Below are 16,585 nucleotides of genomic sequence, written 5' to 3' on the forward strand. Positions count from 1 at the left end.
TTTAAGTCCTTTGTAAACATGATCGGGCGGCAGCAACCACCGCCTGCCCGAAGGAGATCGCTCCGTCACCTGCGGGCAGGCGCGAAGGAAAAAGAAGCGTGAAATCAGAAAGGTAATGACAAAGGCGCGCGCGCAGCAGGCGGTTGTGAAGGACGCCGCCGCTGAAGCACACCGTAGAGAGCGACCGTCGGCGGGCATGCGTTGCCGCCAGTTCGCTCAGCCCTTTTGCCAGCGCATCGTGAAAGGCCCAGGCGCGCTCGCCGGGCTCCGCCCGCCAGGCCAGCCACTGCTGCCAGAACAGCGCAAGGTTATCCGTCTGGAGCGTCACCGGATGATCAACCCCTGCACAGCGTTCGGCCAGCGCCTCCAGCCGGCACGCGGCTTCGCCCTCATAGCGTTGCGTTTCAATGCCCAGCGCACAGGCCACGGCGTCGAACAGACGACCACAGGAGGAGGCCCGCGGCGCATTGATACCGCGCGACACCGCCGTTGCCAGCAGCGGCCAGTTTTGACGCTGTACCACCTCAGTTTCCGGGTACTGCTGCCAGTCAGGTACGAACGCCAGACAGTGGGCGAGCAAATTGCGCCACGGCTGTTTTGCCGCCAGATCGCCCCCCGGCAGCGCAACGGCTGGCAGACCGCCCAGCCGTTCGCAGTCGCGATAGTTCACCCGCAGGCACTCGCCGCCCCACAGCGCGCCGTTCTCGCCCATGCCGATCCCGTCCAGCGTCAGGGCAATAACATCCCCGCCGTCGAGCGGCCAGCCGTTCTCCGCCAGACACGCTGCCGCATGCGCATGATGATGCAGCACGGTCTCAACGGGCAGCGCCTGCGTCCGGGCCCACTGTCGGGCGTGGTATCCCGGATGGGCATCGCACACCACACGCTCTGGCTGGAAAGCGTAGATCTCCTGCATCGTCGAGAGCGCGCTGCGCCACTGCGCCTCTACGCCCTCGTCGCTCAGATCGCCAAAATGCTGGCTCAGCACCGCCTGGTTGCCACGTACCAGGCAGAAGGTATTTTTCATCTCCGCGCCGGTGCATAACATGGGCGGGATGTCGCGGAATCCGGCGGGCAATGTGATGGCATCCGGCACAAAACCGCGTGCGCGACGCAACATCGTGCCCTCCTGGTCCATCACTGAATCATCCATCCGTTGCAGGATGTCGCGGTTGTGCAGCAGGAAGCCGTCAGCGATGTCACTGAGTTCTTCCAGCGCCTGCTGGTTGTTTATGACGGGTGGATGGCCACTTAGGTTGCCGGAGGTCATCACCAGCGGACGCTGACAGTCCAACATCAGCAAATGCTGGAGCGGGTTCGCAGGCAACATCACGCCGACCGTATTCAGCCCCGGCGCAATCTCCTCAGGAAACGCTGGAAGGCAGGCTTTTGGCGTCAGCATAATCGGCGCAGCGGGTGAACGTAACAGCGTCTGGATGGCCTTCGGCAGATCGTTCGCATGCGGGATCATCACCGCCAGCGGCCTGGTCGGGCGCTGCTTGCGTGCCCGTAATTTCCGAACCGCCTGCGGGTTAAGCGCGTCGCAGACCAGGTGAAAACCGCCCAGCCCTTTGACCGCCACAATCCCGCCGCCTTCCAGCATCGCCACCGCCGCGCTTAACGCCGATTCGCGGGCAGCAGCAGCCTCCCCGGCTCGCCACTCCAGCTGCGGCCCGCAGTCCGGGCAGGCAACCGGCTGGGCGTGAAAACGCCGATCAGCCGGGTTGCGGTACTCCGTTTCACAGGGCACACAGAGCGGGAATGGCGCCATTGACGTGGCCGGGCGATCATAGGGCATGGCGCGGATAATGGTAAACCGCGGCCCGCAGTGGGTGCAGTTGATAAACGGGTAGCGGTAGCGACGTTCGCGGGGATCGCGCATCTCCGCCAGGCACGCGGGACAGGTGGCGGCATCCGGGACGATTTGCGTGTCCATCGCCCCACTCTCGCTGTGGCGGATGACAAACTCGTCCGGCAGCGTATTCCAGCTGTACGGCTGCGTTTCAACGCGATCGATGCGCGCCAGCGGTGGGCAGTCCTGATGCAGCCTCGCGGTAAAGTCCCCCCCATTACCCGCGAGACGCACCAGGACACCCTCTCCGTCGTTGCAGACATCGCCCACAAGCTTCAGCCGGTGCGCCAGCTGCCAGACGAAGGGCCGAAACCCCACGCCCTGCACCTTGCCGCGCACCCGCAGCTGAACGCCGTTGCTGCTCATACGGTTCAGAACAGCAGTGATGACGAGGTGTCGAACGCCGCGCGGCGACGTTTTTCGGCACTCATCTGTTCGAGCTTGTCTCGATCGACGCAGACCAGCGCATGCGTCGGACAGGCTTCCATACACGCCGGACCGGCGTCGCGGTGGTAGCAGAGGTCACATTTATTGGCTTCGGCTTTCTCCGCGCGCACGCTCAGCCCGATACCGCTGTTGCGAACCACCGGGCGAACCACCACCTCCATCGCGCCATACGGACACGCCACCACACAGGTTTTGCACCCGATGCAGCGCTCCTGCATCACATGCACGAAGCCTTTCTCGCGCTTAATCGCCCCGTTCGGACAGACGTTGGCGCACGGCGCGTCTTCACACTGGCGACAGATAGCGGCGGTAGAAATATTCACGCCTTTAATGACGTGGATGCGCGGCAGAAAGGTATCAGGGGTGAGAGAGGCGCAATCCTGCTCTGCCTGATGGGACACCACGCACGCCACTTCACAGGTACGGCAACCAATGCATTTGCTGGCATCGGCCATAATAAAACGGTTCATCTGCTTCTCCGGCATAACTGTTATGCGCGAAGCTATTCATAAACCGTGCCAATATTTAATACTTTGATTTTAAAGCGAAATAAAAAGAAGTAGTTCTGTCATCGTCATTAGTGACGATGACAGATGTCGACGTCAGCGATGCGGGCCGTCAATAACGGAGTCGCGCAGGATAAGCTCGCCGGAGAAGGTTTGCTGAAGCTTAAACTCACCGCCGTCGAGCATGAAAATCAGGCGGCTGATGGTCTCCTGGATCATCTCCGTTACCGGAATACGCACGCTGGAGAGGGACGGCACGATATAGGGCGCGATTGCCACGTCGTCAAAGCCGATGACGGACACCGCGCCCGGCGTGGCGACGCCGCTCTCGTGCAACTGCCTGATGGCGCCAATCGCCATATCGTCGTTACTCGCCACCAGCGCGGTAAACGCTTCGCCGCGGGTGAGCAGCTGAGAGACCGCCGCCGCGCCGCTGGCCGGGCTCCACTTCCCTTCGGCGATCAGCGCGTCACGAACTGCAATCCCGTGCTGCGCCAGCGCGTCCCTGTAACCGGAAAGACGCTCCACCCCGGTGGGTGAATCCAGCGAACCGGTGATAAACGCAATCTCCCGGTGGCCTTTCGCGATGAGCTGCGATACCGCGTCCTGACACGACGCTTTATGATCGGACCAGACGCTGTGGCTGCTGTTTTTCCGCAAACGGCGGTTGAGCACCATGATCGGCTGCTCGCATTTCTCAATGATCTCGTCCAGCGCTTCCACGCTCAGAAAACGCGGGTAGATGATCACCGCGTCGCAGCGCATGTCGAGCAGGTACTGGATCGCCTCGCGCTCCTCTTCGGCGCTGTGCTTGCCGTCCGCCAGGATCAGCTGGCGCCCCTTCTCTTCCGTCATCCGCGCGGCGTTAAACAGCAGCTCGCTAAAGTAGACCCCATGGTACAGGGTGTTCGTCACCACCAGCCCCAGGGTCTGGGTGCGTTTGGTCGCCAGGTTTCGCGCCAGCAGATTGGGGCGATACCCGCTTTCTTCGATGGCCTGAAACACGCGGTCTTTCGTCTCCTGGCTGACGTAACCGTTCCCCGACAGCACCCGGGAGACCGTCGCTTTCGACACGCCTGCCCGCTTCGCCACTTCCAGCATGGTGGTCATAGTGTTATTCCATTCAAAACCGATGAGCCGCAGTGTACTTCACCGCAGAAAAATTGTCGCAGCGACGTTATCACGCTTTTTACGGCCACGAGTGATCGTCATCACGAAACGAAAAAATGCATAAAAAGTGGTCTTGTTTCATTAAAAGAAACTCATGATGATTATGTGAAACCGGTTTCCTACACTTCTCACAACGATAACAGGATCACATCCGATGGCAAAAAATTACGCTGCGCTGGCAAACGACGTTGTTAGCGCGCTGGGCGGTAAAGAGAACATCGTCGCCGTCACCCACTGCATGACGCGCCTGCGCTTCGTTCTGAAAGACGAAAGCCTTACCGACACCGCGCGCCTGAAAAGCATCAGCGGCGTGCTCGGCGTGGTGCGCAACGACAACCAGTGCCAGGTGATCATCGGCAACACCGTGTCCCAGGCATACCGTGAAGTGGTGAGCCTGCTGCCCGCCAACCTGCAACCTGCCGTAGCGGAAGGTCCACAGAAGCTCACGCTGCGCCGGATTGGCGCCGGGATCCTCGACGCGCTGATCGGCACCATGTCTCCGCTGATCCCGGCGATCATCGGCGGGTCGATGGTCAAGCTGCTGGCGATGATCCTTGAGATGACCGGCGTGCTGGGCAAAGGCGACCCGACGCTGACGATCCTGACCGTTATCGGCGACGGCGCGTTCTTCTTCCTGCCGCTGATGGTGGCGGCGTCCGCGGCGGTGAAGTTCAAAACCAACATGTCCCTGGCAATCGCCATCGCGGGCGTGCTGGTTCACCCGAGCTTTATCGAGCTGATGGCCAAGGCCGCGCAGGGCGAGCACGTTGAGTTCGCGTTCATTCCGGTGACGGCGGTGAAATACACCTATACCGTTATCCCGGCGCTGGTGATGACCTGGTGCCTGTCGTACATCGAACGCTGGGTGGATCGCATTACCCCGGCGGTGACGAAAAACTTCCTCAAGCCGATGCTGATCGTGCTGATTGCCGCCCCGCTCGCCATCGTACTGATTGGCCCGCTCGGGATCTGGATCGGCAGCGCCATCTCCGCGCTGGTCTACACCATTCACGGCTATCTGGGCTGGCTCTCCGTTGCCATTATGGGCGCGCTGTGGCCGCTGCTGGTGATGACCGGGATGCACCGCGTGTTTACGCCGACCATCATCCAGACCATTGCCGAAACCGGCAAAGAAGGGATGGTGATGCCGTCGGAAATCGGCGCCAACCTGTCGCTCGGCGGTTCATCGCTGGCGGTAGCGTGGAAAACCAAAAACCCGGAGCTGCGCCAGACGGCGCTGGCCGCGGCGGCCTCCGCCATCATGGCGGGGATCTCTGAACCGGCCCTGTACGGCGTGGCGGTACGCCTGAAGCGTCCGCTGATTGCGAGTCTGATCAGCGGCTTTATCTGCGGCGCGGTGGCAGGAATGGCCGGTCTTGCCAGCCATTCGATGGCGGCGCCGGGGCTGTTTACCAGCGTGCAGTTCTTCGACCCGGCCAACCCGATGACCATCGTCTGGGTGTTTGGCGTGATGGGTCTGGCAGTGGTGCTGTCGTTTGTGCTGACCCTGCTGTTAGGGTTTGAGGATATCCCGGTAGAAGACGAAGCCGAAAAAGCACGCGCCCTGCAAACCGCACCGGTACAGAACAAAGCAGCAGAAGCATAAACTGAAAGCGAGGTAAGAATGTCTGTTTTTCCACAAGGATTTTTATGGGGCGGCGCGCTTGCCGCCAACCAGAGTGAAGGGGCTTACCGTGAAGGCGGCAAAGGACTGACGACGGTCGATATGATCCCCCACGGCGCAAACCGCCTGGCGGTAAAAGTCGGCAAGGAAAAACGGTTTTCGTTGCGGGACGACGAATTCTACCCGAGCCACGAGGCGATTGATTTTTACCATCGCTACAAAGAAGACATCGCCCTGATGGCGGAGATGGGCTTTACGGTGTTCCGCACCTCGATTGCCTGGAGCCGCCTCTACCCGAACGGCGACGAACCGCTGCCGAATCAGGAAGGCATTGCCTTCTACCGCGCGGTGTTCGAGGAGTGCAAAAAGTACAACATCGAGCCGCTGGTGACCCTCTGCCACTTCGACGTGCCGATGCACCTGGTGACGGAGTACGGCTCCTGGCGCAACCGTAAGATGGTCGATTTCTTCGCCCGCTACGCCCGCACCTGCTTCGAAGAGTTTAACGGGCTGGTGAAATACTGGCTGACCTTCAACGAAATCAACATCATGCTGCACAGCCCGTTTTCCGGCGCGGGGCTGGTGTTTGAGGAAGGTGAAAACGAAGACCAGGTGAAATACCAGGCCGCGCACCACGAGCTGGTGGCGAGCGCGCTGGCGACTAAAATCGCTCACGAGGTGAACCCGGAAAATCAGGTCGGCTGCATGCTGGCGGGCGGTAACTTCTATCCCTACTCCTGCAAGCCGGAAGACGTGTGGATGGCGCTGGAGAAAGACCGCGAGAACCTGTTCTTTATCGACGTGCAGGCGCGCGGCAGCTATCCGGCCTACTCTGCCCGCGTATTCCGCGAAAAAGGCGTCGTGATTGTGAAAGACCCGGGCGATGACGAACTGCTGAAAAATACCGTCGACTTTGTCTCGTTCAGCTACTACGCCTCGCGCTGCGCGTCGGCGGACATGAACGCGGGCAACACCAGCGCGGCGAACATCGTGAAGTCCCTGCGCAACCCGCACATTCAGGTGAGCGAGTGGGGCTGGGGTATCGACCCGCTCGGCCTGCGCATCACTATGAACATGATGTACGACCGCTACCAGAAGCCGCTGTTCCTGGTGGAAAACGGTCTGGGAGCGAAAGATGTCATTGATGAAAACGGCGAGATCAACGACGACTACCGCATCAGCTACCTGCGCGAGCACATCCGCGCGATGGGCGACGCGATTGAGGACGGCGTTCCGCTGCTGGGCTACACCACCTGGGGCTGCATCGACCTGGTCTCGGCCTCAACCGGGGAGATGAGCAAGCGCTATGGATTTGTCTACGTCGACCGCGACGACGCCGGGAACGGCACGCTGGAACGGAAACGCAAGAAATCGTTCGGATGGTATAAGAAGGTGATTGCGAGTAACGGGGGGGATCTCGAGTAGCCTGTTGCCCTCACTCCAGCCCTCTCCCACAGGGAGAGGGAGATGGGTTTGGTAGGCCGGGTAAGGCGAAGCCGCCACCCGGCACTGCTCAGAGCGGAGAAAAACCTCCATCTCCAACCCACCCGGCAAGCCGTGAATACACCCCCTCCACCGCCTCTTTCACCGGCGGCGTCATCGGGTAATAAAACCCGACAATATCCGGCTGAATGCCCAAAAACAGCACCTCGCCCACGTCGTCTTTGATCTGATCCACCAGGTAGTTCAGCGGCATATTGTGGGTGGTCATCATAAACATCTCGGCGATGTCGTCCGGGTCAATCAGGCGGATCTCGCCGGGGTTAAGCCCCATATCGGTGGCATCGACGATTAACAGCCTGTCCGGATGCAGTTCACGGATGGCGACCACGTCGTTTTCCGGCGCGCTGCCGCCGTCAATCACCACCCAGTTGCCCGGCGGGTTTGCGGCGCACAGTTCCGCCAGCAGCGGACCCGCGCCGTCGTCGCCCATCATGCTGTTGCCGACACACAGTAAAACGTCAGTCACGTAATCTCCTCACCATCAGGTAGATGGCGCTCTCCTGATGAATATCGTGCAGCATGCCGAGCAGCGTTTTGCTCCACGCCTGCTGCGCCGGGGTTTGTACGCTCAGCGCCGCGTCAAAGGCGTTAGCGAGCATCGCAATGTGGTTGGCGTCGATGACGATCTCGCCATACTTCGGCACGCCCTCCATCTTGCGCCGCGCCGTACTGCCCTCCTCCAGCGTGGCGATCCACGCCAGGTATTCCGGCCACGGGCAGGTTAACGCAGCCTCCAGGCAGTCGATCACCCCGAGGTGGTGCCCAATCGCCAGGCTGTAATAGACCACCTGCTGCGCCGCATCCGGCGTGGCATCGTTCTCATCAATAAACTTACGGCTCAGCTGGCTGAACACCACCGTTTCACTCATCGGATACGCGCCTCATCCACAATGTTGTTCAGGTTCGCCACGATCTCATTGAGACGCGGATCGTTCTCGGCCTCCAGCCAGCGCGCTACCTGATGGTCGCCCTGGCTGAGCAGACGCAGATAATCGTCGGCAATCTGGCGTCCGTAGCGGTAGCCCGCCAGCCTGCGTGCCGTGCGGTCGATCTTCACCCGCAGCGGTTGCACCATATCCGGGTGCAGGATAGTGGCTGGCTGGTTGTCCAGCTCGCCTGGCTCGCGGGCGTGGATCTTCTGCTCCAGCAGGCCGAGCGCCATGGCAAAACCGTACAGCGTGGCGGCGGGCGTCGGCGGGCAGCCCGGAATGTAGACGTCCACCGGCACGATTTTGTCGGTACCGCCCCAGACGCAGTAAAGATCGTGGAAGATGCCGCCGCTGTTGCCGCAGGCACCGTAGGAGATGCAGATTTTCGGATCCGGTGCAGACTGCCAGGCGCGTAGCGCAGGCGAGCGCATCGCGCGGGTGACCGCGCCGGTGAACAGCAGGATATCCGCGTGGCGCGGGGACGGCACCACCTTGATGCCGAAGCGCTCGGCGTCAAACAGCGGCGACAGCGTAGCGAAGATCTCAATCTCGCAGCCGTTGCAGCCACCGCAGTCCACGCGATAGACGTAGGCCGAGCGTTTGATTTTTTTCAGCAGCGACGCCTTCATGCTGGCGATGGACTCCTCCACCGTCAGCGGCACCGGAATGCCGTTAGCGTCGCGCGGGCCGAGTAAGTTTTCCATCAGCTGGCCTCTCTCATATGGCGGGTTAAATCGATGCGGTCAGACGGCAGCAGGCATTTCTGACGCTTGCACTCCGGGCAGGTTTCGAAGCTTTCACGGTGATGCTCCGCGCGGACGTCGCCGTTGTGCTTCAGCAGCGCAATGGCGTAGTCGATCTCTTTTTGCACGGCGAACGGACGCTTGCAGACGCGGCAGTTGCACAGCGCAAAGCGCGACTGCTGGAGGAAATCCTCTTTCTTCCACACCGCCAGCTCGTACTCCTGAGACAGGCGAATGGCGACTGTCGGGCAGACCTCCTCGCAGCGGCCGCAGAAGATGCAGCGCCCGAGGTTAAACTGCCAGGCCAGCTCGCCGGTTTTCAGGTCCGTTTCCACCGTTAAGGCATTCGACGGGCAGGCGTTGACGCAGGCCGCGCAGCCGATGCACTGCTGTGGGTTGTGCTCCGGCTTGCCGCGAAAGTTTTTATCCACCGGGATCGGCTCCAGCGGATAACTGCTGGTCTGCGCGCCGGTTTTGATCACTTTTTTGATAAAGGTAAACATGGCGAATCCTTATTTCAGCGGCGAGTTCTTACGCTCGATGCTGTAGCGCTCAAGCTCTTTGTACGGCACCACCTGGCTTTTCTTCTTGCGCACGTCCACGACGGTCATGCGGTCGGTGCAGGAGTAACACGGGTCGAGGCTGCCGATGATCAGCGGCGCGTCGGAGACCGTGTTGCCGCGAAGCATGTAGCGCAGGGTTGGCCAGTTGGCGTAGGTCGCCGCACGGCAGCGCCAGCGGTAGAGCTTCTGGTTGTCGCCGGTCATGCTCCAGTGGATGTCGTCCCCGCGCGGCGCTTCGGCAAAGCCGAGGGCAAAGCGGTTTGGAATGTAGGTGAAGCCTTCCACCATCAGCGGGCCGCCCGGCAGGTTATCGAGGCCGTAGTCGATCATGTTCAGCGCGGTGAATACCTCGTTGATGCGCACCTTCAGACGGGAGATGACGTCGCAGCCCTGCTCGCTGTGCACGGTCATCGGCAGCAGGCCGTAGCCGACGAACGGGTGATCGGCGCGGGTATCGCGGGCGTGGCCGCTGGCGCGCACCATCGGACCAACGTTACTGAAGTCGCGGGCGATTTCCGGGTCAAGACGACCAATCCCGACGGTGCGCTGCTCAATGTTGGGCGTGCTGAGCAGCATATCCACCAGCTCCTGCACGTCCCGGCGCATCTGCTGCGCCAGCTGGCGGGTCTGGATCATGTCGTCTTTCAGCAGGTCGCGGCGGATCCCGCCGATCAGGTTCAGGCCGTAGGTTTTACGCGCCCCGGTAAGGATCTCCGCCATCTTCATCGACGCCTCGCGCACGCGGAAGAACTGCATAAACCCGGAGTCAAATCCGACGAAATGGCAGGCCAGGCCGAGGTTCAGCAGGTGCGAGTGCAGGCGCTCCACCTCCAGCAGAATGGCGCGGATCATCTGCGCGCGTTCCGGCACCACGATCCCCATGCCGTTTTCCACCGAGGTGGTGTAGGCGGTGCTGTGGGCAAAGCCGCAGATGCCGCACACGCGGTCAGAAAGAAACGTGACTTCGTTGTAGCCCATGCGGGTCTCCGCCAGCTTCTCCATGCCGCGGTGGACGTAGAACAGGCGGTAGTCGGCGTCGATAATGTTCTCGCCGTCGACGAACAGGCGGAAGTGGCCCGGTTCGTCAGAGGTAACGTGCAGCGGGCCAATCGGCACCACGTTATTCTTCTTGCTGCCCAGCTCGTTGATGAACTCGTAGGTTTCGCTGTCGGTGGTTGGGGCCGGGCGCTGGCGGTAGTCCATGCTGTCCTTGCGCAGCGGATAGAGTTCATCCGGCCAGTCGTCCGGCAGCACCAGGCGACGCTCGTCAGGCAGGCCAACCGGCATCAGGCCGTACATGTCGCGCACTTCGCGCTCGCCCCAGACGGCGGCAGGCACGCGCGGCGTGACGGACGGGTATTCCGGTTTATTCGGGTCGACCTCGACGCGCACGGTGATCCAGCACTTCTCGCCCTGCTCCATCGACATCACGTAGTACACCGCGTAACTGCCGCACAGCTGGTGCTCGTCGTTACCGAACAACACCGACAGCCAGCCGCCCTGCTGGTAGTAGAGAAACTCCACCACTTCCGGCAGATAGTTCACCTTAATGGTGACGGTGATCTGGTCTTTGGTTTGCCAGGACTCCTCCAGCACCACGCCCGGGAAAGCCTGATGCAACGCGGCGAGATACTGCTGACCTTTCTTTTCTTCAGACATAAACACTCTCTTTAATCACGCCACCAGCAAGGAGACGAACGCTAAAAATGCAAAACCAAACCCGGCCCAGGTAATGCGTGACGTTTCGACAAAACGCAGGCGCGCCATGCTGTTTTCAAACAGGGCAATGACCAGCACGCCGATAAGCAGCTTGAGCACAGCCACCACCACGGCCAGCAGCAGGCCGCCCGCAGAGAAGTGCGTCATCTGCCCCCACGGGAAGAAAACGCCGACGAACATCTGCAACACCACCAGCTGCTTGAGACTGATGCCCCACTTCAGCACCGCAAAGCCGTAGCCGCTGTACTCGGTGAGCGGCCCCTCCTGTAATTCCTGCTCCGCTTCCGCGAGATCGAACGGCAGCTTGCCCATCTCGATAAACGTGGCGAACGCGCAGGCGCAGAGCGCCAGCACCAGCGGGAGCGAACGTGAAACCGGCCAGTGGTAAACGGTGTCGGTGATAAAACTGATGTGGGTCGAGCCTGCAACCTGCGCGGCGACCCACAGCCCCAGCAGCAGAATTGGCTCAACCAGCACGCCGAGCATCGCCTCGCGGCTGGCGCCGATACCCGTAAACGGGCTGCCGGTGTCCAGGCCCGCAATCGCAAAGAAGAAACGCGCGATGGCGAAGAGGTAGATCAGCGTAATCAGATCGCCCAGCACCGGCAGCGGCGACGCCACCGTCACCACCGGCAGCGCGGTGGCGATGGTCAGCATCACGCCCACCATCACAAACGGCGTCAGGCGGAACACCCAGCCCGCGGTATCCGGCGCGACGCTCTGACGGGAGAGCAGTTTGAAGAGATCGCGGTACTCCTGGAGCACGCCAGGTCCGCGACGGTTGTGCAGCCGGGCGCGCGCCACGCGCGTGATGCCCGACAGCAGCGGCGCGGCGGCGAACAGCACCAGCGCCTGAAGAATTGCCAGTAACAGACTCATGTCAGGCTCCTCGTGAAATGACAATCACCACCAGCACCGCCAGCTCGATCAGCGCCAGGCGGCGGAACAGTACGGGCACGGCGGCTCCCTGCCAGCCCGGCACCCAGCCCACCGGGTTCAGCCAGTGGCGCAGCTTCAGCACGGCGGCAAAGTTCTCTTTCACCGGCATGGCGAAACCGTGGGCGGTGATGACCATCGACTGCTCGTGTTCGTAGCCGCAGGCCCACGCCGCGCCGCGCGAGCGGGAGGCGAGACGGTCGCGTCTGAAGAACAGCATCAGCACGAACGGCAGGAGCGGCGCGGCAATCAGCAGCAGCGCCATCATCGGCTGGGAAACGACGGTATGCGCCGTGACCAGCGGCAGCGGAATAGCGTGGCCCAGCAGCGGCAGCAGCCACGGCGCGGCAACCCCGCCCGCGATGCAGCACAGCGCCAGCGCGACCACGCTGGTGGTCATCAGTACCGGGGCGCAGCAGGCGTTTTCCGCTTCTCGGGTGCGCGGCGCGCCCAGGAAGGTGACACCGTAAACTTTAGCCATACACATCGCCGCCAGCGCCCCGGTGATCGCCAGGCCCACCGCCAGCAGCGGGCCGAGTAAACGCCCGATAAACGCCTCGCTCTGGCCGAGGGCGAAGAAGGATTGATAAATCACCCACTCGCCGGCAAAGCCGTTCAGCGGCGGCAGCGCAGCCATCGCCATCAGCCCGACCAGCATCGCCAGCGAAATGACGGGCATTTTTTTGCCAATCCCGCCGAGCTTCTCAATATCGCGGTGCCCGGTGCGGAACCAGACGCTGCCCGCGCCGAGGAACAGGGTGCTTTTAAACAGGCTGTGGTTGATAAGGTGATACAGACCGCCAATAAACCCGGCGGCAATCAGCGCCGGCTGGTTGAGCGCCAGCCCGGTGACGCCTGCGCCCATGCCGAGCAGGATAATCCCGATGTTCTCCAGGGTGTGGTACGCCAGCAGACGCTGGATGTTGTGCTCCATCAGCGCGTAGAGGCCACCGACGAACGCGGTGATCATCCCCGCAATCAGCAACGCCACGCCCCACCACAGCGGCGGCTGATTGCCCGTCAGGGTTATCGTCAGGATGCCGAACAGACCGACCTTCATCACCACGGTGGAGAACAGCGCAGCGGCCGGGGCTGAGGCATTGGCATGCGCCTGCGGCACCCAGCCGTGCAGCGGGATTATCCCGGCCAGCAGGCCAAAACCGACTACGCCCAACAGCCAGACGTCGTTGCCCAGCGGCTGGCCGTTAAGCGCGGCGAAATCCAGCGTGCCAAAACGCTGCCACACCAGCCAGCAGGCCAGCGCCAGCAGCAGCGTGCCGAGACGTCCGAGCGCAAACCACAGCTTGCCGGAGGCGCTGCATCCGGTCAGGAACACGCCGCACAGGGCCATGATTTCAGCCATCACCACCAGTGCGCCGAAGTTGCTGGCGACAACGGTACAGACCGCGGCGGCCATCAACAGGTTAACCAGCAGGCCGTTGGCTTTGGTGTGCTGATGGCGGTGCCAGTCGATATTAAACAGGCTGATAAACAGCCCGCACAGGCCAAAGGTTATCAGCCAGATGGCGTTCAGCGGCGTAAGCTCAACGGCGTGGTGAATCAGCGGGATGAGGGTGTCGACGGATTGCCCGTCGATCAGGACAACCCCGCCCGCCGCCAGCGTCATCAGGCTGCCGACCGCCCCGCCGATACCAGCAATCACGCCGCTCAGCGTTTTATGGAAGGCGAGGAGCAGCGCCAGGACAGCGGCGGCGGCAAACCAGGCCACGCCGCTGGTCATCATAACTATCGCGTTCATTTCGCCCCCTCGTTAAGCGCCCGCAGCAGCGAAAGATCGCCGACGTCGGTATTGATGGTCAGCTCGCGCTTGCGTTTGCTGGTGCGAGCGATGTCGCGGATGTTGACCAGGACCAGCGCCCGGGTCGGGCAGGTCCGCACGCAGGCCGGACCCTGCTCATCGAAGCTGCACAGGTCGCACTTCACCGCAACGGCGCGAATGCCCGGCACCCAGTCCAGCAGCGTGCTCACGCGTGCCGGAGCCGGCGGCGCAGGCGGCGCTTTCGGGGTATTGGCATTCGCCGGAATATGCAGCGGACGGCTGCCGGAAAACTCAATGGCGCCGAACGGACAGGCGATGCCGCACAGCTTGCAGCTCACGCACAGGCTTTCGTTCAGCTGTACCGCGCCGTCAACGCGGGTGATGGCATTGACAGGACAAACGCCCGCGCACGGGGCGTCTTCACAGTGGTGACAGAGCTGCGGGGCAGACTCTTTCTCATTACGCATGACGCGCAGGCGCGGCATGGACTGTAGCCCGTGCAGGCGGTGCGTTTCCGAGCACGCCGCCTCACAGGTCCGACAGCCAATACAGACCGTCGAGTCAGCAATTACAAAACGGTTCACCGGGTCATCCTCTGGTGATGGTCATTTTTGACGAAAAAAACTGTCTTATCGACACTTCTCGACACTCGCTTTTCAGGCCACGTTCGCGGAGGATTTTCCGTCGATCAGCTGTTTCAGGTTGATCGGCTGATCGTGCTCAACGGCGGCGTAGAGGCCGTTATAAACCGGCGCTATTTTCTCCAGATAGTGCTCCAGCACCTGCTGGCGATCGCGGTTGCTGACGTGACCGTCCACCATGCCGTCGGCCATCAGTTGAGCTTTCGCAATACACTGTTTTTCACCCTCTTTTGTCTCAACGTAATACTCAATGGTGTGGCTGTTGAAGCTCTCCGCCAGGGTGACAAAAATCGTGAAGTGACCAAACAACACAAAGCGCATGTCCCCCTGCGCCGCGCAGCTCATGGCATGGTGCAGACGGGCTTTTGACAGGGTGATCCCCTGAATCAGAGAGTTGCAGTAGAGGTGCCACTGATCCTGAAGCTGCTGATGACGTTGCGCGATGTAATCCGCTTTTTCGCTAATTTCCCAAATAGTCATAAAAGGTATCCGGTTAATGGAGTTAGCGGCTGTTAAGCAGTTTTCGTGCCAGTTTTTAATCTGTTGATTTAAATATCTTTTAACAAGATACGTACTGTCACCGCCGCGGTGTCGACGTGTCATTTCGACAGCGTTGACATCGTCACGCCGTAACGCAAATCAAGCTGGCACTGTTATTGCATTGAAGGGGCAATTCATTAAGGAGGCGTCATGCACGAAATCACCCTCTGCCAGCGGGCACTGGAACTTATCGAACAGCAGGCTGTGCAGAACCATGCGAAGCGCGTGACCGGCGTCTGGCTGAAGGTCGGGGCGTTTTCCTGCGTCGAGACCAGCGCCCTCACCTTCTGTTTTGAGCTGGTGTGCCGCGGCACGCTGGCGGAAGGTTGCGCACTGCATATCGAGGAGCAGCAGGCGGAGTGCTGGTGCGAACAGTGTCAGGAGTACGTCACGCTGCTGTCATCGAAGGTACAGCGCTGTCCACAGTGCCAGAGCAGCGGGCTGCGCATCGTGGCGGATGACGGTATGCAGATCCAACGCCTCGAAATCGAGAAGGAGTAAAGTATGTGTAGTACCTGCGGTTGCGCTGAAGGCAACCTGTATATCGAAGGGGATGAACACCGCCCCCACTCCGCGTTTCGCTCCGCGCCCTTTTCCCCTGCCCCGCGTCCCGCGGCGGCACTGACCGGCATCACCTTCGCGCCGCAGCGTTCCGACGCGGGTGACCTGCATTACGGCCGCGGCGAAGCGGGCACCCACGCGCCGGGCATCAGCCAGCGCCAGATGCTGGAGGTGGAGATTAACGTGCTGGATAAAAACAACCAGCTCGCCGTCCGCAATCGCGCCCGCTTTGCCGCGCGCGAACAGCTGGTGCTGAACCTGGTCTCCAGCCCCGGCTCCGGTAAAACCACGCTGCTGACCGAAACCCTCAAACGGCTGAATAAACGTGTCTCCTGCGCCGTTATCGAAGGTGACCAGCAAACGGTAAACGACGCCGCGCGCATCCGCGAAACCGGTACGCCTGCGATTCAGGTCAACACCGGGAAAGGGTGCCATCTGGACGCGCAGATGATTGCCGACGCCGCCCCGCGCCTGCCGCTGGCGAACAACGGCATCCTGTTCATTGAAAACGTCGGCAACCTGGTCTGCCCGGCAAGCTTCGACCTCGGCGAGCGGCATAAAGTGGCGGTACTCTCCGTGACCGAAGGGGAAGACAAGCCGCTGAAGTATCCGCATATGTTTGCCGCCGCCTCCCTCATGCTGCTGAACAAAGTCGACCTGCTGCCGTACCTGAATTTCGACGTGGATAAGTGCCTGGCTTACGCCCGCGAAGTGAATCCGGACATTGAGATCCTGCTGGTTTCCGCCACGCGCGGCGACGGGATGGACGCCTGGCTGAACTGGCTGGAGAACGAACGATGTGCATAGGCGTCCCCGGACAAATTCATTCCATCGACGGCAATCAGGCCAAAGTGGAGGTCTGCGGCATCCTGCGCGATGTCGACCTGACGCTGGTAGGCAGCCACGATGAGACCGGCGCATCGCGTCTCGGCCAGTGGGTGCTGGTCCACGTAGGTTTTGCCATGAGCGTGATTAATGAGGAAGAAGCCCGCGACACGCTGGACGCGCTACAGAATATGTTTGACGTCGAGCCGGACGTGGGCGCCCTGCTGTATGGGGAGGAACGATAAC

Annotated in this window: 17 protein-coding genes; 5 read left to right on the plus strand and 12 right to left on the minus strand. The window is 61.3% G+C overall.

From position 1 onward, the window contains the following. Position 1: 1 nt before the first annotated feature. The 3 genes from hypF to SK53_RS12160 form a co-directional block, all read right to left on the minus strand. Positions 2-2,218 carry a carbamoyltransferase HypF gene (gene hypF / locus SK53_RS12150; protein ID WP_023323660.1) on the minus strand — a complete coding sequence of 739 codons (2,217 nt, stop codon included), beginning with the start codon at positions 2,216-2,218 and terminating at the stop codon, positions 2-4. A 5-nt stretch (positions 2,219-2,223) separates the two neighbouring features. Then, complete coding sequence (gene hydN / locus SK53_RS12155; protein ID WP_017382793.1) at positions 2,224-2,769, minus strand: electron transport protein HydN; 546 nt, start codon at positions 2,767-2,769, stop codon at positions 2,224-2,226. 132 nt (positions 2,770-2,901) lie between these two features. Next, on the minus strand, positions 2,902-3,915 hold the full coding sequence (locus SK53_RS12160; protein WP_022651738.1) for a LacI family DNA-binding transcriptional regulator: 1,014 nt from the start codon (positions 3,913-3,915) through the stop codon (positions 2,902-2,904). Positions 3,916-4,129: 214 nt separating this feature from the next. On the opposite strand from SK53_RS12160, the gene ascF reads away from it, so the two are divergent. Both ascF and SK53_RS12170 read left to right on the plus strand, forming a co-directional pair. Next, complete coding sequence (gene ascF, locus SK53_RS12165) at positions 4,130-5,581, plus strand: PTS cellobiose/arbutin/salicin transporter subunit IIBC (RefSeq protein WP_023314719.1); 1,452 nt, start codon at positions 4,130-4,132, stop codon at positions 5,579-5,581. Positions 5,582-5,599: 18 nt separating this feature from the next. After that, complete coding sequence (locus SK53_RS12170) at positions 5,600-7,024, plus strand: 6-phospho-beta-glucosidase (RefSeq protein ID WP_045335695.1); 1,425 nt, start codon at positions 5,600-5,602, stop codon at positions 7,022-7,024. Between the two features lie 88 nt (positions 7,025-7,112). Here SK53_RS12170 and hycI read toward each other — a convergent pair whose 3' ends face one another. From hycI to hycA, 9 genes are all read right to left on the minus strand, one after another. Further along, positions 7,113-7,568: a hydrogenase maturation peptidase HycI gene (gene hycI / locus SK53_RS12175; protein ID WP_003862145.1), complete on the minus strand. Its 456-nt coding sequence runs from the start codon at positions 7,566-7,568 to the stop codon at positions 7,113-7,115. After that, the gene (locus SK53_RS12180) at positions 7,561-7,971 is read right to left on the minus strand and encodes a formate hydrogenlyase maturation HycH family protein (RefSeq protein WP_003862143.1); all 411 of its coding nucleotides are present in this window, start codon (positions 7,969-7,971) and stop codon (positions 7,561-7,563) included. Before SK53_RS12180 ends, hycI begins: the two co-directional genes overlap by 8 nt. Then, the gene (locus tag SK53_RS12185; protein WP_003862141.1) at positions 7,968-8,735 is read right to left on the minus strand and encodes an NADH-quinone oxidoreductase subunit B family protein; all 768 of its coding nucleotides are present in this window, start codon (positions 8,733-8,735) and stop codon (positions 7,968-7,970) included. Before SK53_RS12185 ends, SK53_RS12180 begins: the two co-directional genes overlap by 4 nt. Beyond that, entirely contained in the window at positions 8,735-9,277 is a 543-nt protein-coding gene (locus tag SK53_RS12190; RefSeq protein WP_003862138.1) for a formate hydrogenlyase complex iron-sulfur subunit, read from the minus strand. The genes SK53_RS12185 and SK53_RS12190 overlap by 1 nt, the downstream gene beginning before the upstream one ends. Before the next feature lie 9 nt (positions 9,278-9,286). After that, positions 9,287-10,996, minus strand: coding sequence for a formate hydrogenlyase subunit HycE (hycE, locus tag SK53_RS12195; RefSeq protein WP_048209519.1), 1,710 nt, complete (start codon positions 10,994-10,996; stop codon positions 9,287-9,289). Between the two features lie 15 nt (positions 10,997-11,011). After that, complete coding sequence (locus SK53_RS12200) at positions 11,012-11,935, minus strand: respiratory chain complex I subunit 1 family protein (protein WP_048209520.1); 924 nt, start codon at positions 11,933-11,935, stop codon at positions 11,012-11,014. A gap of 1 nt (position 11,936) precedes the next feature. Beyond that, positions 11,937-13,751: a formate hydrogenlyase subunit 3 gene (gene hycC, locus SK53_RS12205; protein ID WP_048209522.1), complete on the minus strand. Its 1,815-nt coding sequence runs from the start codon at positions 13,749-13,751 to the stop codon at positions 11,937-11,939. Beyond that, positions 13,748-14,356 (minus strand): 4Fe-4S dicluster domain-containing protein, encoded by a 609-nt coding sequence (locus tag SK53_RS12210; RefSeq protein WP_017692772.1) that lies wholly within the window; start codon positions 14,354-14,356, stop codon positions 13,748-13,750. Before SK53_RS12210 ends, hycC begins: the two co-directional genes overlap by 4 nt. Before the next feature lie 72 nt (positions 14,357-14,428). Then, complete coding sequence (gene hycA, locus SK53_RS12215; RefSeq protein WP_022651744.1) at positions 14,429-14,893, minus strand: formate hydrogenlyase regulator HycA; 465 nt, start codon at positions 14,891-14,893, stop codon at positions 14,429-14,431. A 210-nt stretch (positions 14,894-15,103) separates the two neighbouring features. Here hycA and hypA point away from each other — a divergent pair, with 210 nt between their 5' ends. From hypA to SK53_RS12230, 3 genes are read left to right on the plus strand one after another with little or no spacing between them, the layout of a single operon-like run. Continuing rightward, on the plus strand, positions 15,104-15,454 hold the full coding sequence (gene hypA / locus SK53_RS12220) for a hydrogenase maturation nickel metallochaperone HypA (RefSeq protein ID WP_022651745.1): 351 nt from the start codon (positions 15,104-15,106) through the stop codon (positions 15,452-15,454). Between the two features lie 3 nt (positions 15,455-15,457). Continuing rightward, a complete protein-coding gene (hypB, locus tag SK53_RS12225; protein ID WP_023323665.1) occupies positions 15,458-16,321 on the plus strand; it encodes a hydrogenase nickel incorporation protein HypB in 864 nt (287 codons plus the stop codon). After that, complete coding sequence (locus SK53_RS12230; protein ID WP_003862132.1) at positions 16,312-16,584, plus strand: HypC/HybG/HupF family hydrogenase formation chaperone; 273 nt, start codon at positions 16,312-16,314, stop codon at positions 16,582-16,584. Before hypB ends, SK53_RS12230 begins: the two co-directional genes overlap by 10 nt. Position 16,585: the final 1 nt, after the last annotated feature.

Origin of the sequence: Enterobacter sp. MGH119 (assembly GCF_001037675.1) — a bacterium.
In the GTDB taxonomy this organism is placed as follows: Bacteria; Pseudomonadota; Gammaproteobacteria; order Enterobacterales; family Enterobacteriaceae; genus Enterobacter; species Enterobacter hormaechei_C.

Coding starts and splice junctions, on each gene's coding strand:
- hypF (WP_023323660.1), bottom strand. CDS start 2,218: ATGAGCAGCAACGGCGTTCAGCTGCGGGTGCGCGGCAAGGTGCAGGGC.
- hydN (WP_017382793.1), bottom strand. CDS start 2,769: ATGAACCGTTTTATTATGGCCGATGCCAGCAAATGCATTGGTTGCCGT.
- SK53_RS12160 (WP_022651738.1), bottom strand. CDS start 3,915: ATGACCACCATGCTGGAAGTGGCGAAGCGGGCAGGCGTGTCGAAAGCG.
- ascF (WP_023314719.1), top strand. CDS start 4,130: ATGGCAAAAAATTACGCTGCGCTGGCAAACGACGTTGTTAGCGCGCTG.
- SK53_RS12170 (WP_045335695.1), top strand. CDS start 5,600: ATGTCTGTTTTTCCACAAGGATTTTTATGGGGCGGCGCGCTTGCCGCC.
- SK53_RS12180 (WP_003862143.1), bottom strand. CDS start 7,971: ATGAGTGAAACGGTGGTGTTCAGCCAGCTGAGCCGTAAGTTTATTGAT.
- SK53_RS12185 (WP_003862141.1), bottom strand. CDS start 8,735: ATGGAAAACTTACTCGGCCCGCGCGACGCTAACGGCATTCCGGTGCCG.
- SK53_RS12190 (WP_003862138.1), bottom strand. CDS start 9,277: ATGTTTACCTTTATCAAAAAAGTGATCAAAACCGGCGCGCAGACCAGC.
- hycE (WP_048209519.1), bottom strand. CDS start 10,996: ATGTCTGAAGAAAAGAAAGGTCAGCAGTATCTCGCCGCGTTGCATCAG.
- SK53_RS12200 (WP_048209520.1), bottom strand. CDS start 11,935: ATGAGTCTGTTACTGGCAATTCTTCAGGCGCTGGTGCTGTTCGCCGCC.
- hycC (WP_048209522.1), bottom strand. CDS start 13,751: ATGAACGCGATAGTTATGATGACCAGCGGCGTGGCCTGGTTTGCCGCC.
- hycA (WP_022651744.1), bottom strand. CDS start 14,893: ATGACTATTTGGGAAATTAGCGAAAAAGCGGATTACATCGCGCAACGT.
- hypA (WP_022651745.1), top strand. CDS start 15,104: ATGCACGAAATCACCCTCTGCCAGCGGGCACTGGAACTTATCGAACAG.
- hypB (WP_023323665.1), top strand. CDS start 15,458: ATGTGTAGTACCTGCGGTTGCGCTGAAGGCAACCTGTATATCGAAGGG.
- SK53_RS12230 (WP_003862132.1), top strand. CDS start 16,312: ATGTGCATAGGCGTCCCCGGACAAATTCATTCCATCGACGGCAATCAG.